This window comes from Klebsiella sp., assembly GCF_027492335.1.
Classification (GTDB): Bacteria; Pseudomonadota; Gammaproteobacteria; order Enterobacterales; family Enterobacteriaceae; genus Klebsiella; species Klebsiella huaxiensis.
The window spans coordinates 1-15,110 of the sequence record NZ_JAPUEW010000092.1 but is presented as its reverse complement, the minus strand read 5'-3'; the positions used below and the strand labels follow the sequence as shown (position 1 = coordinate 15,110).

General features: G+C 54.9%; 15 protein-coding genes. 4 read left to right on the top strand and 11 right to left on the bottom strand.

What is annotated here, in order from left to right:
* The first annotated feature begins 7 nt into the window (after positions 1-7).
* Positions 8-892 (top strand): formate dehydrogenase subunit beta, encoded by an 885-nt coding sequence (gene fdxH / locus QVF11_RS25725; RefSeq protein ID WP_112214227.1) that lies wholly within the window; start codon positions 8-10, stop codon positions 890-892.
* Entirely contained in the window at positions 885-1,541 is a 657-nt protein-coding gene (gene fdnI, locus QVF11_RS25720; RefSeq protein ID WP_287860406.1) for a formate dehydrogenase-N subunit gamma, read from the top strand. The genes fdxH and fdnI overlap by 8 nt, the downstream gene beginning before the upstream one ends.
* Positions 1,542-1,592: 51 nt before the next feature.
* Here the strand turns inward: fdnI and QVF11_RS25715 are convergent, their stop codons facing one another.
* From QVF11_RS25715 to QVF11_RS25700, 4 genes are all read right to left on the bottom strand, one after another.
* On the bottom strand, positions 1,593-1,916 hold the full coding sequence (locus tag QVF11_RS25715; RefSeq protein WP_287860395.1) for a CcdB family protein: 324 nt from the start codon (positions 1,914-1,916) through the stop codon (positions 1,593-1,595).
* Entirely contained in the window at positions 1,916-2,104 is a 189-nt protein-coding gene (locus QVF11_RS25710; RefSeq protein ID WP_287860394.1) for a hypothetical protein, read from the bottom strand. The genes QVF11_RS25715 and QVF11_RS25710 overlap by 1 nt, the downstream gene beginning before the upstream one ends.
* Positions 2,105-2,287: 183 nt before the next feature.
* Entirely contained in the window at positions 2,288-3,106 is an 819-nt protein-coding gene (ppk2, locus tag QVF11_RS25705; RefSeq protein ID WP_112214226.1) for a polyphosphate kinase 2, read from the bottom strand.
* A gap of 107 nt (positions 3,107-3,213) precedes the next feature.
* Positions 3,214-3,651, bottom strand: a complete 438-nt coding sequence (locus QVF11_RS25700) for a VOC family protein (RefSeq protein ID WP_112214225.1) — start codon at positions 3,649-3,651, stop codon at positions 3,214-3,216.
* Between the two features lie 265 nt (positions 3,652-3,916).
* On the opposite strand from QVF11_RS25700, the gene araJ reads away from it, so the two are divergent.
* A complete protein-coding gene (gene araJ, locus QVF11_RS25695; protein ID WP_287860393.1) occupies positions 3,917-5,068 on the top strand; it encodes an MFS transporter AraJ in 1,152 nt (383 codons plus the stop codon).
* Positions 5,069-5,083: 15 nt separating this feature from the next.
* On the opposite strand, the gene QVF11_RS25690 is transcribed toward araJ, so the two are convergent.
* From QVF11_RS25690 to QVF11_RS25665, 6 genes are read right to left on the bottom strand one after another with little or no spacing between them, the layout of a single operon-like run.
* On the bottom strand, positions 5,084-6,175 hold the full coding sequence (locus QVF11_RS25690; protein WP_287860391.1) for an alkylhydroperoxidase domain protein: 1,092 nt from the start codon (positions 6,173-6,175) through the stop codon (positions 5,084-5,086).
* 9 nt (positions 6,176-6,184) lie between these two features.
* On the bottom strand, positions 6,185-7,174 hold the full coding sequence (locus QVF11_RS25685) for a putative FMN-dependent luciferase-like monooxygenase (RefSeq protein ID WP_287860389.1): 990 nt from the start codon (positions 7,172-7,174) through the stop codon (positions 6,185-6,187).
* Positions 7,171-8,775 (bottom strand): dipeptide ABC transporter ATP-binding protein, encoded by a 1,605-nt coding sequence (locus QVF11_RS25680; protein ID WP_287860387.1) that lies wholly within the window; start codon positions 8,773-8,775, stop codon positions 7,171-7,173. The genes QVF11_RS25685 and QVF11_RS25680 overlap by 4 nt, the downstream gene beginning before the upstream one ends.
* Positions 8,772-9,623: an ABC transporter permease gene (locus QVF11_RS25675; RefSeq protein WP_287860385.1), complete on the bottom strand. Its 852-nt coding sequence runs from the start codon at positions 9,621-9,623 to the stop codon at positions 8,772-8,774. The genes QVF11_RS25680 and QVF11_RS25675 overlap by 4 nt, the downstream gene beginning before the upstream one ends.
* A complete protein-coding gene (locus QVF11_RS25670; RefSeq protein WP_287860383.1) occupies positions 9,620-10,564 on the bottom strand; it encodes an ABC transporter permease in 945 nt (314 codons plus the stop codon). The genes QVF11_RS25675 and QVF11_RS25670 overlap by 4 nt, the downstream gene beginning before the upstream one ends.
* A gap of 10 nt (positions 10,565-10,574) precedes the next feature.
* Positions 10,575-12,197, bottom strand: coding sequence for a TIGR04028 family ABC transporter substrate-binding protein (locus QVF11_RS25665; RefSeq protein WP_287860381.1), 1,623 nt, complete (start codon positions 12,195-12,197; stop codon positions 10,575-10,577).
* A 352-nt stretch (positions 12,198-12,549) separates the two neighbouring features.
* Between QVF11_RS25665 and QVF11_RS25660 the strand changes: the two genes are divergently transcribed.
* Positions 12,550-13,149 carry an inorganic diphosphatase gene (locus QVF11_RS25660; protein ID WP_112214217.1) on the top strand — a complete coding sequence of 200 codons (600 nt, stop codon included), beginning with the start codon at positions 12,550-12,552 and terminating at the stop codon, positions 13,147-13,149.
* Between the two features lie 83 nt (positions 13,150-13,232).
* Here the strand turns inward: QVF11_RS25660 and QVF11_RS25655 are convergent, their stop codons facing one another.
* Positions 13,233-14,945, bottom strand: a complete 1,713-nt coding sequence (locus QVF11_RS25655; RefSeq protein ID WP_287860378.1) for an ABC-F family ATP-binding cassette domain-containing protein — start codon at positions 14,943-14,945, stop codon at positions 13,233-13,235.
* Positions 14,946-15,110: the final 165 nt, after the last annotated feature.

The following is a 15,110-nucleotide window of genomic DNA, read 5'->3' as shown; positions in this document are numbered from 1 at the left end:
CGAATGAATGGCGATGGAAACTCAGGACATCATTAAACGCTCCGCCACCAACCCGATCACGCCTGCGCCTCGGGCGCGGGATTTTAAGGCGGAAGTGGCAAAGCTGATCGATGTCTCCTCCTGCGTCGGCTGCAAAGCCTGCCAGGTGGCCTGTTCCGAGTGGAACGATATCCGCGATGACGTTGGGCATTGCGTCGGGGTTTACGATAACCCCGCCGATCTCAGCGCTAAGTCCTGGACGGTGATGCGTTTTAGCGAAACCGAGCAGAACGGCAAGCTGGAGTGGCTGATTCGTAAAGATGGCTGTATGCACTGTGAGGATCCGGGCTGCCTGAAGGCCTGCCCGTCCGCAGGGGCGATTATTCAGTACGCTAACGGCATCGTCGACTTCCAGCAGGAGAACTGTATCGGCTGCGGCTACTGCATCGCAGGGTGTCCCTTTAACGTCCCGCGACTCAACAAAGAGGATAACCGGGTCTATAAATGCACGCTTTGCGTTGACCGGGTCAGCGTCGGCCAGGAACCGGCCTGTGTGAAAACCTGCCCAACCGGCGCGATTCATTTCGGCACCAAGAAGGAGATGCTGGAAGTGGCGCACGAGCGTGTGGAAAAGCTGAAGAAGCGCGGCTATCCCCACGCCGGGGTTTACAACCCGCCGGGCGTTGGCGGTACTCACGTGATGTACGTGCTTCATCATGCGGACCAGCCGGAGCTGTACCATAACCTGCCGAAAGCGCCGCAGATCGATACCTCGATCAATCTGTGGAAAGGAGCGCTGAAGCCGCTCTCCGCCGTCGGCTTTATCGCCACCTTTGCCGGGCTGATCTATCACTACATCGGGATTGGGCCGAACAAGGAAGTGGATGACGATGAGGAGGAGCATGATGAGTAAATCGAAAATGATTGTGCGCACGAAGTTTATCGACCGCGCCTGTCACTGGACGGTGGTGATTTGCTTCTTCCTGGTGGCGCTGTCGGGGATTTCGTTTTTCTTCCCGACGCTGCAGTGGCTGACCGAAACCTTCGGTACGCCGCAAATGGGCCGTATTCTGCATCCGTTCTTTGGCGTGCTGATTTTCGTCGCCCTGATGTTTATGTTCGTGCGTTTCGTCCATCACAATATTCCTGATAAACAGGATATTCCGTGGCTGAAGGGAATTGTTGAGGTACTGAAAGGCAACGAGCATAAAGTGGCGCGGGTGGGGAAATATAACGCCGGGCAGAAAATGATGTTCTGGACCATTATGAGCATGATCTTTGTGCTGCTGGCGACCGGTGTAATTATCTGGCGGCCTTATTTTGCCCACTATTTCCCGATTCAGGTGATTCGCTATAGCCTGCTGATCCACGCGGCCTCGGCGATTATTCTCATTCATGCGATTCTAATCCACATGTATATGGCATTCTGGGTTAAAGGATCGATTAAGGGAATGATCGAAGGGAAGGTGAGTCGCCGCTGGGCGAAGAAGCATCATCCGCGCTGGTATCGCGACGTGGAGCGTCTGGAAGCGAAAAAAGAGATTAGCGAAGGGCTGAAGTAAGACTTAGCTATGGTTCCCCGCTCCGGTGATGACGGAGCGGGTCTAAGGTTATCAGCAATTTGTAATCAGGGTATCGATAGAGTCAATAACCCCCTGGCGAGCATTGCTCAGGTTACAGACGAAATCTTGCTGCTGTATTTTTTTATTATTTAAGTTAGTCACCATTGGCGTGCAAAGTAATAAAGTTTCGAATTCTATATTAACCTTTGGCGCGACATGCTGGTGCCAATAAGGTAACAACTGGGTTCGCATTAAAGGTATGATGACTCTGGTTGCCAGATCAGCATAATAATCATTCTGCACTATCATATAATAAGGCAGTGTTTTATTAGTTTGCATGGAGCAATTTCGATATACATTAAATTGTTTAAGCATTAAAACACCCTGAAAAATTCATCATCCGTAATGGTCCCATTCTTTGCAATAAAATCATTCATTGAATTAATGAATTCTTTGTTCCGTTTCTGCTTGTCCGTTTCGCAAGATGTCTTTTGAGATGAGGCAGACTGAGTTGATGCATCATGCTCGCCAGTCCTGTTTTTGTTCATCGCGTTGCTCTTCATTATCGACTCCTTTCTGTTGATATCCTTATTATTACTCCACCAAACTTAGAGATAAACACTATTATTAACTTTGTTTTTTATTTTGCGAGACGGCTTCCAGCGTAAAGCAACAGAATGAAATATTAACGGTTATCGTAATAACCCTCTGCACAGGGAGAACTCTGCGCAGAGGTGCGGGGGAAATTAATATTCTTCAGGAATAAAACGGAAAGGAAAATTGGTTGGTTTAACTTTGCCTATTTTGCGTTTTGGTAAAGTAACGTGTTCCACGGGCAGAGACTCGTAGGGTATTTGTGAAAGCAAATGGGTAATAATATTCAGGCGCACGCGTTTCTTGTCCTCCGAGCGGGCGACAAACCACGGCGCCCAGGCTGTATCCGTGGCGGCAAACATCGCATCGCGGGCTTCGGTATAGTCGTCCCAGCGATTGAAGGATTTAATATCCATCGGCGAGAGCTTCCAGATTTTGCGTCCGTCGTCGATCCGGTCGCGCAGACGGCGTTCTTGCTCTTGCGGGGTTACCTCCAGCCAGTATTTAAGCAAGATGATCCCGGATTCCACCATGCCGCGTTCCACCATCGGCGCGCCCTCGAGAAACTTTTGCACCTCTTCGGGGGTGCAAAACCCCATCACGCGTTCAACGCCTGCACGGTTGTACCAACTGCGGTCGAAAATCACAATCTCGCCAGCGGCAGGTAGATGCTTGATGTAGCGCTGGAAATAGAGCTGGCTCTTTTCGCGCTCGGTTGGCGAAGGTAAGGCGACGACCCGGAAAATTCGCGGACTGACGCGCTCGGTTATCGCTTTGATCGTACCGCCTTTACCGGCGCCGTCGCGGCCTTCAAAGACGATGCACACCTTCAGCCCTTTATGCACCACCCAGCGCTGTAACTTCACCAGCTCAACATGTAGCCGACGCAATGCCTTTTCATACTCTTTATTATCGAGCGGAGCGACCTTCATGACCGTATCGGACGCTTTGCCGCTGTTTTTATTACCCATCTCGATTCTCCGTGCTGCCGTGATATCTCTTTGAAGTGTAATCGTTCAGCGGCAAGGCGGCGGGAAATATTGCCCGTTATGATACGGCCGGGCGACCGTATCGTCGTTCAGGCAGGAACCCCGCCATTGATGACCTGAAGGCCGACCTGTTGCCCCCATGAAAGCTCGAGGGTGTTGCCGTCAGGGTCTGCAAAGAAGGCGAAATACCCGACCGGATCGCCCGCCTGTTCAGGTTCCCGGCGTAAGACGCCTTCACGTCGCGCCTCGGCGACTTTGTTGTCAATCTCCTGCCGAGTGGCGCAGGCGACGCCGAGGTGGCCGAAGGGACCCAGCGGTGTATCGGCCGGTTCGTCGCTCTGCACCAACACCAGCGCGAAGGGTCGGGTACGATCGCTGAGCCATGCCACCTTACGTGCTGAGGGCAAGTCAGGCTCGCGCTGGTGGATAACCGTCATTGCGGTATAACGAGTATAAAAATCAATGCTGCTTGCCAGACAGCGAACGGTAAAGGCGACATGGGTGAAGCCGACATCAACAGGTTGCATGCTTTTCTCACTCTGTGGATTGCTGAGGGAGGACACTCTACAACCTTAAGTTAAGTTGAGATCAAGGGGGCGTTTAACCGTTTGAGCCCACTGATTTTTAGAGCTGGACGCTGGCATTTAAACCATTTTCACGCGGCCCGTCCGGGCTTCGCATGAACGAATCGAGCTGTTATATGGATAAAACCCCCGTCGCGCGTTTTTATCTGGTTTGCTGGTGTCGAATAGTCAATAATGCCGGCCGTCTTTTCACTCCTGTAACAGATGTATGAAAAAAACAATTTTTTCATTGGCGCTGGGCACTTTCGGACTCGGCATGGCGGAATTTGGCATTATGGGCGTATTACCTGAAATCGCTCATGATGTCGGCATATCCATTCCCGCCGCAGGCAATATGATCTCTTATTATGCTTTTGGCGTGGTCATCGGCGCGCCGATTATGGCGTTATTCTCCAGCCGCTTTTCGTTAAAGTCGGTCATGCTGTTTTTGGTTGCCCTTTGCGTTATCGGTAATGCCATATTTACCTTGTCCGCCAGCTATTCGATGCTGGCGCTGGGTCGCCTGATCTCCGGCTTCCCGCACGGTGCATTTTTCGGCGTGGGGGCAATCATCCTGTCGAAAACCGCTCCTCCGGGGAAGGTCACTGCGGCGGTAGCGGGGATGATCGCCGGGATGACGGTCGCCAATTTGCTTGGCGTTCCCGCCGGGACGTGGCTTGGTCATCAGTTCAGCTGGCGCTACACCTTCCTGGCGATTGCAGTCTTTGATATTGCGGTTCTGGTGTCTATTGCCTGGTGGGTTCCCACGCTGTTTGATAAATCAACGACGCGCTTGAGCGAGCAATTCCATTTTTTGAAATCTCCTGGGCCGTGGCTTATTTTTGCCGCCACCATGTTCGGCAATGCCGGAGTATTTGCGTGGTTTAGCTATATTAAGCCGTTTATGATTAACGTCTCCGGTTTTGGCGAGAGTGCCGTCATATTTATTATGATGCTGGTGGGCCTGGGAATGGTATTAGGCAATTTGTTCAGCGGTAAAGTTTCCGTCCACTATAGCCCGCTACGTATTGCCGCCGTCACGGATGGGATTATTGTCGCCACTTTATTATTGATATTTCTGTTCGGTGAAAATAAAGCCGCATCATTAACGCTGGCATTTATTTGCTGCGCAGCGCTTTTTGCCCTGGCAGCGCCGCTGCAAATCCTGCTGCTGCAAAATGCCAAAGGCGGCGAGATGTTGGGGGCGGCGGGCGGACAAATCGCTTTTAACCTCGGCAGCGCCATAGGGGCGCTGTTCGGCGGGATGGTGGTGACGGTCGGTTTTGGCTGGAGCTCCGTTGCTTTACCGGCCGCGCTACTCTCGTTTTTGGCACTCAGTTCGCTGCTGATTTATGCCCGCTATCAGCAGCGTTTGGTCTGATTGATTCCGTCGCGATTACGCCTGCCACGGTTCGCCGAGGGTTAACATTAAACGGTTGGCCCAGGCGAAGAAGGCTGCCGATTGCAGCAAATCCAGCTGCGCCAGCGTATCCAACCCCTGTTGTTCAATTGCCGTTAGGTGGCTGATGGCGAGCGCAGGAGGGGTAACGGAAATCGCGGCGGCGAAATCGATTTGCGCCTGCCAGCGCGGCGTCTGCCCGTCGCTCAGCTTTTCTCCCGGCGTCACTGCCAGCAGCGTTTCAACTGCCGTTTCATCTTTCGCCAGCTGTGCAGCCTTGCGAGCGTGCACCGAGGCGCAGTAGATGCAGCCGTTGATTTTGCTCGCTACCGTCGCCGCCAGTTCTCGTTCAGCACGAGGCAGGCCGCCGGGGGTATAAAAAATCCCTTTATCGGTTAATGTACGCTGTTCCAGTACCGGCTGGTTGCGCGCCAACAGGCGAAAATAGGGCGAATCGCTATGGCCAAATTTCGCCAGCAGCGCTTGTTCATCCGGCGTAAATTCCGCCAGCGGTTTGGCAGCCAGCCATGGTTCCCAGTGCAACTCATCGCGGGTGAAATGTACCGGTGCACTCTTACCACTAATGGTCTGCGGTGCGGTGTGCCAGAAGCCCGCTACTACCGGGGTTTCCGCGACGGTGGTGGCTTTTCCGTTAAGCAGACGTAGCCCATTGACCAGCCGACTCTGGAAGCTGACGAAGGCGATAAGCTGGGCAAGCGTCACAATACCGCGCAGGCTCCATCTGGCGCGGATCAAGGCCTCCAGTGCCGACGGTGTGGCTTCCACCGGAGTAAATGTTAACAGTCGGGCGAAGGCCAGCGCCGGGGTCAGTCGAGGTGACGTGGGGTCGGCAATGCCAAAACCGGCATAGTGGGCGGCCAGCGCATCGGCCTGGTGCAGTTTCGCCACTTTCGCAGCAATGGCAAAACGCTCGTCCAATGGAAAATCGTTATCCTGCTGACTAAACAGCGCTTCGTAACTTCCCTGCGCGTGGCGGGTTGCTGCCTCGCGCACAGCGCGCGCCGCCGCTAAAGCGGAATTTGGGGCAATCTCTGCCAGTTCAGCCAAAATATCCTGACTTAACGTCATGGTGACTCCTTATCGTATCTGCGGGGCAATATGCTGAGCGATCAGCTCAAGGGAACGAAGCGTGTCGCGGTGCGAGGGTTCAACGGAATGCACCTGGAATGAAATATCGGTAACCCGCTGCAGCACGCTATCACGCGCCAGCGAAGCGGCAACATGCTCTGCATCGCCAACGTGGGCGTCAAGCTGGGACAAATAATCAGTGACAGTGTCACCAATGATCTCATGACCTGCGGCCCGATGCTGCGTGGCCTGCTGGCGTAAACCGGGTTCCGCTACTTCCAGCGCATACGCCTGGCTATCGGCAACGAACGCGGTGCGTGAAGCGAGTATTCGTGGCTCAACACCTGCAGGCAGCGCCGCAAGGTAAGCATCGATAATCGGATTTTGAATGGCATCCAGCGGCAGCGAGGATTGTCCTGATGGGCGCGGTTGCGTTCGCGAGAGCATTAATCCGTGCCCGGACTGAGCCGCGCGAACGGCGCCTTCAATGGAAAATGTCGCAATCCAGATGCGTTCGGCAAGCTGCGGCGCCTGAGGGTAAAGATGGTTATCCGGATGCGATAGCGAATCGCCGCGCCAGGCGCTTTGGATCAAATGCAAATGCTCGCTAAACACCGTGCTGCGCTGATCGATTGTCAGTCCGAAGGGCAGGAACGAGGTGGGGGTTCCGCCTGAGCCGAAGCCCACCTCCAGCCGACCATCAGCTAACAGATCCAGCACTGCGGCATCTTCGGCTACCCGCAGCGGGTTTTCCATCGGCAGAGTGATAATGGCGGTTCCCAGACGAATGTGCTGGGTATGCGCCGCCGCGTGGGCGATAAACACCAGCGGTGACGGCAGGCCGCCTTCATGTTCATGAAAATGGTGCTGGGCAATCCAGGCGCTATCGAACCCCAGGCGCTCGGCGTGGCGAATTTGCTCGGTGGCCAGCCGGTAACGCTCTTTCGGCGTGGCGTTATCTAACAGGCGGGTGAAAAATCCCAGTCGTTTGCGGGTCATGCGACCTCCTTGCTCGGCGATGAAAACCAGGGAATAGCGGCGATAAGCTCGCGGGTATAGTCATGCTGTGGGGCGGCAAATAGTCGGCTGACCTCGCCGTGTTCAACAACCTGACCAGCCCGCAGTACCGTGACGCTGTGGGCAATACGGCGTACCGTCGCTAAATCATGAGTAATAAACAGATAGGTCAGCCCGAGCTGTTGTTGAAGCTGTTGCAACAGGGCCAGAATTTGCGCCTGTACGGTGACGTCCAGTGCGGACGTTGCCTCATCCAGCACGAGGATCGTCGGCTCAAGGATTAAGGCGCGGGCGATGGCGACCCGCTGGCGCTGGCCGCCTGAAAGCTCGCGAGCGGTACGGGCTAACAGCTCAGGTGCTAACGCTACCCGGGCAGCGACTGTTTCCACACGTTGACGTCTTGCTTCGACATTCAGACGGTCAAAGTTTTTTAACGGCTCCTCAATAATCTCAAATAGCGTTTGTCGCGGATCCAGCGAGGCAAAGGGGTTCTGGTAGACGAACTGGATTTTGCGTCGCAGCTGGCGCAGCGCCTCGCGGCTGAGATGCCCGGCATCAATACCATCGATAGAGACATGACCAATATCGGCCTTTTCAAACCCCAGCAGGATCCGCGCGAGGGTGGTTTTGCCGGAACCAGACTCACCAACCAGCGCATGAGTGCTACCGCGTTTAACCTCGAAACTCACGGCGTCCAGCGCTTGTAAATATGAATGACCCAATGAGAAACGTTTGCTGATGCCCTCAACGCGAATTGCCGGTGTCGCCAGGATGCGCCCGGAAGTTGGGGCTATGGCCAGCGTCGATCCCTGGAGATCGCTGAGCAACTGGCGGGTATAGGCGTGCTGCGGCGTGCGTACCACATCGCCGGTTGCGCCTTGCTCCTGAATCTCTCCGTGGCGGAAGACCAGCAGGCGGTCGGCGCGTTCTGCCGCCAACGCCAGATCGTGAGTGACAAACAGTACCGCCGTGCCGGACTCCCTGCGTAGCGTATCGAGCAGGTCAAGAATGCGTTTTTGTACCGTGACGTCGAGGGCGCTGGTCGGCTCATCGGCGATGATTAAATCAGGTTTTAGCGCAATCGCGATGGCAATCAATACCCGCTGTTTCATGCCACCTGAAAGCTGATGGGGGTACTGATCAAAGCGTTGTTCCGGGTGGCTCAAACCGACTTTAGTCAACAGCGCCAGCACCTGCTCTTTGCGCTCAGCAGTGCTACTTTTTTGATGCAGCCGCAGGATCTCACCCACCTGCGCGCCGATAGTTTTGACCGGGTTAAGAGAGTTTCCCGGATCCTGAGGTACCAGGCTAATCCGCGCGCCGCGCAGGCCATCGAGGCGTTTTGCGGACCAGTTGCTGATATCCTCACCGTTAATGCTGATACGCCCGCTATCCCGGCGCGCGTTATCTGCCAGCAGGCCAATAATCGCCTGAGCGGTAGTGGTTTTTCCGGAGCCGGATTCCCCGACGAACGCCAGCATTTCGCCGCGTTTAACGTTAAAACTGACGTTGTGCACCACTTCGCGCCATTCACGCTGTGAACGATAGCTAATGCGCAGATTTTCTACGGTTAAAACATTCATCGGCGTTCTCCGCTAAATTGCTGGCTAATGCGGTTGGCGGCAAGCACGACGGCGATCACCGCGATGCCGGGAAGGGTAGTTAACCACCAGGCAGTGGAGAGATAGTTGCGGCCTTCGGCAATCAGTAATCCCCACTCTGGTACCGGCGGCGGTGTGCCGTAGCCGAGAAAGCTGAGGGTCGAGAGCGCGAGAATCGCCTGACCGAACTGAAGGGTGGCGAAGGCCAGAACGGCGGTGAGTGAGTTGGGCAGAATATGCCGCCAGAAGACGGCGAAAAAGGTGCCGCCGCTGCCGTATGCTGCTTCAACGAAATCGCTGTGGCGTACGCGCACCACTTCCGCTCGCGCCAGACGGGCAAAGCTGGCTATCGCCGCGACGCCAACCGCCACTGCAGCATTGAGCGTGCCGAAGCCGAGCAGGATAATGACCGTGAGCGACAGTAATAAAGAGGGGATCGCCAACAGAACATCGACCAGGCGCATAACCACCGATTCAACACGTCCCGCCAGCGCCCCGGCGAGGGTGCCTAGCGCGGTGCCGACAACCAGACCAATGGCTACCGCCGCCAGCGCTGCGCAAAGCGAATGCACTGCGCCATAGACAATGCGGCTCCAGAGATCGCGGCCCAACTGGTCGGTTCCCAGCCAGTGACCGGCCTGCGGAGCTAAACGCTGTGCGCCGGGAAAACCTTCCAGGGGGTTATAAGCGGTAAATAGCTGCGGAACGAGCGCCATCACTATGGCCACGCTCATCACCGTCCAGGCTAGCAGTAAACCGGGCTGCAAGCGCAGCGAGCGCCAGTTTGTCGTTCTGCGACGAGCGGCGGTAGCGTAATCAACCAGGCTCATACTGCACCTCCAATAACAGTTTTCAGGCGCGGATCGAACAGCGGCATAAGTAGATCGACCAGCAGATTAATCAGAACGAAACCTAGGGCGGAAATCATCACCACCGCCTGAAGCACGGCGATATCTTGATTATTAACGGCTTGCTGAGTCAGCAAACCGAGTCCACCGCGCCCAAACACGGTTTCGGTGATCAGCGCTCCGGCGATAAGTTCCCCCAACAGCAGACCTGCAATATTGAGCACCGGCAGCAGGGCGTTGCCGATGACGTGCCGCCACAGGACGCCGGTCTCACTCATTCCTTTGGCGCGAGCGACGGCGACAAACGGCAGCGCGGCAACCTGATCCAGACTGCGCATCAGGATTTGCGCCAGCGGGGCGGAAATGGGGATGGCTACGGCAATGATTGGCAGAATCAGGCCTTCAATCGGACCCGGATTGATAACCGGGATCCAACGCAACTGGAATGAGAAAAGCTGAATCAGAGCAATCCCCAGCCAGAACGTTGGCAGTGAGATAAACAGTACCGGCAGTGATTGCAGAGCGTTGCTTAACCAGCGCAGGCCCGGCAGCCGTGAAGCAAAGGCGAGGGCGAAAGCCAGCAATACCGCCAGAACAAAGGCGGGCAACGCCAGGCTTAACGTCTCCGGCAGATTGCTGGCGATAAGCGCGCTGACCGACATGCCCGCCTGTAGCGAATAGCCAAAATCTCCCTGCAACATGGCGAACAGAGTATGGAAATACTGTTTCCAGATAGGGCTGTCGGCACCATAAGCGATGCGCATTTCGGCGATTTGTTCAGGGCTGAGTCCGAGGTCCGGATTCTGAAACTTGATCAGTACAGCGTCCCCTGGCAGCACCTGCAGCAGCACGAAAGAAAGGGTAAACGCCGCCCACAGCACCAGTAATCCCTGTCCTGAACGCCGCAGAAGATAATGGCTCATCGCATGCTCCTTAGTGTTTTTCCAGCCACGCGCCGTAGAACGACGGGCGGCCTACCGCTTCAAAGCTGACGCCTTTTACCCACGGCGCGCCGGCAAAGACCTGCGGCTCTTCAAAAATGGGGATCACGTAGGCGTTATCGAGCAGATAGCGCTGGGCATCGCCGGTAAGCTGGAGGCGTTTTTGCGGTTCGACTTCGGCGGAAATGGTGGTCAAAAGCGCGTTGAGTTTATCGTCGCGGAAGCTTTGTACCTTGTCGCTGGAGCCGCCTTTTTGCAGCAGCGCGTCGCGATTATTGGGGAAGAACATGCTTTTGACCACGTCCGGGTCGGCGCGGCCTACTTCTGATACGGTGAGCGGGGTTTTCTGCGGGTCAAGGTTATCCAGCGTATGGCTGCCGGCATCACCGGCTTTTACCGCCAGTGCGACGCCAACCTGACGCCACTGCTGGGCGACCAGTTGCAACACTTCCTTGTTTTGCGGTTGCGGCAGCGATTCATAGACGGTTAATGCCAGGCGCTGCCCATCCTTCACCCGAATGCCGTCGGCACCGGGTTTCCAGCCAGCGTCATCAAGCAGTTGTTTTGCTTTGCTCTGATCGAACGCCAGTTTATCGCTGAGATTAACGTAGCCCGCCGCCGTGGTGGCGATGACGGAGGTGGCCTGCGGATAGTTGGCGGAGAACAGGGTTTCAACTACCTGTTTGGCGTTGGTGGCATGCAGCAGCGCCTGACGGACGCGCAGATCGGCGACCAGCGGGTTATCCGGGCGGAAGCTCAGGCTGTCGTTAACACCGCGCGTCGGCGCTGCATAGATTTTAAAGCCCTGATTGATCGCTTGTTTTTCATCATAGGCCTGGACCTGACGGATAAAATCGGCCTGGCCTGCTAATAGCGCGCCAATGCGCACGCTATCTTCCGGCGTCACGATATAGGTGATGCCATCGAGATTGGCTGGCCCCTGCTGGGCGAGGTTTTTCGGCCCCCATTGATAATCTTTACGCGCCACCAGGGTGAGTTCGCGCCCCGGCTTTTCATCTTTAACGGTAAACGGTCCGGAGCCAATAATATGGCGTGCGTCGCCCAGCTCTTCAAAATTACGTGCGAGGGTGCTGAGAGAGACCAGCCCGGAACCGATAGTGGCGGTGCCCTGCAAAAAGCCCGGTGACGGTTTTTTAAAGTAAAACTTGACCGTCAATGGGTCGATAACTTCGCTGTGGTCGTAGTTATTAATCACTTCAGACACCGGCAGGCGATGCGTTTTATTTCCCAGACCGTAGGTGTCGAAGTTTTTTGCTACCGCATTGGCATCCAGTGGCGAGCCGTCAGAGAACGTGACGCCAGGGCGAATCTTAAAGGTATATTCGGTTTTATCGGCGTTAGCACTCCAGCTTTCGGCAATCCACGGTTCGACTTGTAATGTTTTCGGGTTTTGCCAGGTGAGCTTATCGGTTATTTGGTTAAGAATACCGCCGTTGGGATAGAACCCTCCGGCTGGCGGATAAAGATTGGTATGCGGTTGTTGCTCCAGATAAATTAGCGTGCCGCCTTTAACCGGCGTGTCGGCGGCCCACACGGAAAAGGTGCCGGCTAAAATAAGTGCCGCCAGCGCGGGCAGGCGAAAACGGGTTTGCATGGTGAATTCCTTTGTTATCTATTGTGTTGCCATCATCGGGCGCGCGTTTTGACAAAGGAAATAAGGATTTACGCTAAGCATTTGCATAAAAAGCAATTCGTATATTCGCAGCGGGGATTTTTAGAGGTTAGCGTTCATCGTAATGAAAAATTAACGTCATATTTAATTCATCAAATCACTTTATCGTTTTGTTTTTCAATTTCTTATACCCTAAATAATTCGAGTTGCAGGAAGGCGGCGACGCAGAGAATCCCCAGGAGCTTACTGAAGTAAGTGACTGGGGTGAGCGAGGAAAGCCAACGCACATGCAACTTGAAGTATGACGGGTATATAACGATAGAGCGATATTACAATGCATCTGGTAAAAACTATCCTTGCCGCAGGTCTTCTGTTTACTGCTGCCGCTCAGGCGCAAAACGTTCTGGATTTTCCGCAGCCGAAAAACAATCCCGAAGAGTTTTATGCAGTAACCGAAATTCCGGCGGGCGGCATTATTAAATATGAGACGGACGCCAAAACGGGCTTTTTGATTGCTGACCGTTTCCAGTCAATGCCGGTAGCCTATCCGGCTAACTACGGTTCGTTGACCCAATCTCTGGCTGGAGACGGTGACCCGTTGGACGTGGTGTTTTATACCCGTGCGCCAATGGCACCGGGAACGCTGATTAAGCTGCGTGCGATTGGCGTACTGAAGATGATTGATGGCGGCGAGAAGGACGACAAAATTATTGCCGTTCCGGCGAGTAAAATCGACCCGACCTACGATGACATCAAAAACGTGAGCGACCTGCCAAAAATTGAGCAGGAGCGCCTGGAGGCGTTCTTTCGCGTTTACAAACAGCTGCCGGATGGCCGTAAAAAAGTTGAGCTAAACGGGTTTAACGATGCCGCTGCCGCGAAGCAGGAGATTAAATCGGCATGGGACGCCTGGAAAGAGAAAAACCCGCAATAAAATAAAGCCACAGACCTCAGTGAATGCCTGTGACTTTAGATCCCGGCTCAGGTTTATATGCCGTAAGCCGGGATAGTTTGGGTTTAGGCCAACAACGCATTCAACATGGTAATCTCATCACGCCATTGCGCTTGCAACTGCGGTTTTTGATGTTTTGGCTTGCGGGCCAGATCGTCAGCCAACAGTTGTTCCAGCATCACTAACCGTTCCAGCAGCGCATCGTTACCCTCTTCAGGTTCGATGGTGGGTGCTGTCGCTGCCTGTTCCATCGGGCGACGAACGGCGGCGCGCAGATTTTCATAGACTTCATCGGCGCTGTTCCATTCGCTAAGCCCATTTTCATCAATAAGCCAGAAGCGGTTGCAACTGTTGTCGATTAACTGCCGGTCATGACTGACTAACAGCAAACCGCCGGGATAATCGAGCAGCGTTTCTGCCAGCGCCGCTTTGCCATCGATATCTAAATGGTTCGTTGGTTCATCCAGCAACAACAGGCTATAGCAGGCCAGCGACAGGCCAACAAACAGCAGTCGTGAACGTTCGCCACCGCTTAGGGTACTAACGCTTTGCCCGTGACGCACCCAGTTGAATCCGGCGGAAATCAGCGCTCGCTTGCGCACTTCCGGTGCCGGTTCAAAAGCCCCCAGTGCCTCAAGAAGAGTGACGTCATCGGCAAGCTGATGCAGGGTCTGGTCGTAATAACCCGGCTTCAGTCGCGGATGCAGACGTAAACCGTTCTCCGTTGTGTTCTGTTGCATATGCCGCCACAGCAGACGCAGCAGTGAGGATTTACCGCAGCCGTTGCGCCCCATAATCGCCACCCGGTCGCCGCTTTTCAGGCGAGCCAGGCCCGCAGTGAACAGTGCGGGCAGCCCCGGCGCTGGCGGAACAGGGAGCTGTTCTATCTCCAGCAGTCGGTCTGCCCGCAGCGCGTCGCCGTGCAGCGCCAGCCGCCATGGTGTTCCGGCGGTCAGATCGGTTTGGTTCTCCTTCAGGCGCTGTACCTGTTTCTCCATCTGCTTGGCTTTGCGTGAGAGATCTTCGTTATCGTACGTCCGGCCCCAGATAGCTAATCGTTTGGCACTGGCGGCGACGCGGTCGATCTCTTTTTGCTCCGCTTTATGACGCAGCGCGTCGCTGGCGTCCTGCTCTTCCAGCGCCTGACGGGCGGCGCTACAGGGCAGGGAGAAGGCGTGCAAGGTGTTGTCACGCAAGATCCAACTGGTATTAGTTACAGCATCCAATAACGGATTGTCATGCGACACCAGAACGAAACTCCCCTGCCAGGTTTGCAAGAAGCTTTCCAGCCACAGGAGGGTCGGCAGATCGAGATGGTTTCCCGGTTCATCCAGCAATAGCAGATCCGGTTGCTGAATCAACGCCCTGGCGAGCAGTAGTCGGGTATGCTGACCACCGCTCAGGGTTGACGCCTGCTGCTGTGCTTCCGCTGGCGTAAAGCCCATCTCCGCCAGCAGTCGCTCCGCTTGCCAGCACTGGTTCTCACGGTCAAGAGCGGGAAGTTTTGCCAGCACCACCTGAAGTAGAGGCTGCGCTAACAGCGTATCCGGGAGATGTTGTTCTACACGCGCCATCAGGCAATGATTAGCCAGCGACACGTTACCCGAAGTGGGGTCAACAGTGCCGTCCAGCACCTGTAGCAAAGTACTTTTGCCGCAGCCGTTATAGCCAATCAGGCCAATACGGTCGCCTTTTTTCAGGGTAAAGGAGAGGTTTGTGAACAGCGGGCCAAACGCCGTATCAACATGAAGAGATTGTGCAGTTAGTAATGTGCTCATTGTGAACTTACTCAAGAGTTACAGGCATGAAAATGCCTCGTCAAACATCGCTGACGATAACCCGGTAAGCCCGAGGGAAGGGATTTAGTCTTTGGTTTCTTCGCTCAAGCTGAAGTTATCGCAGCACGATACCGATAACGCTTGAGCTGGTGCGATCGCCAAATG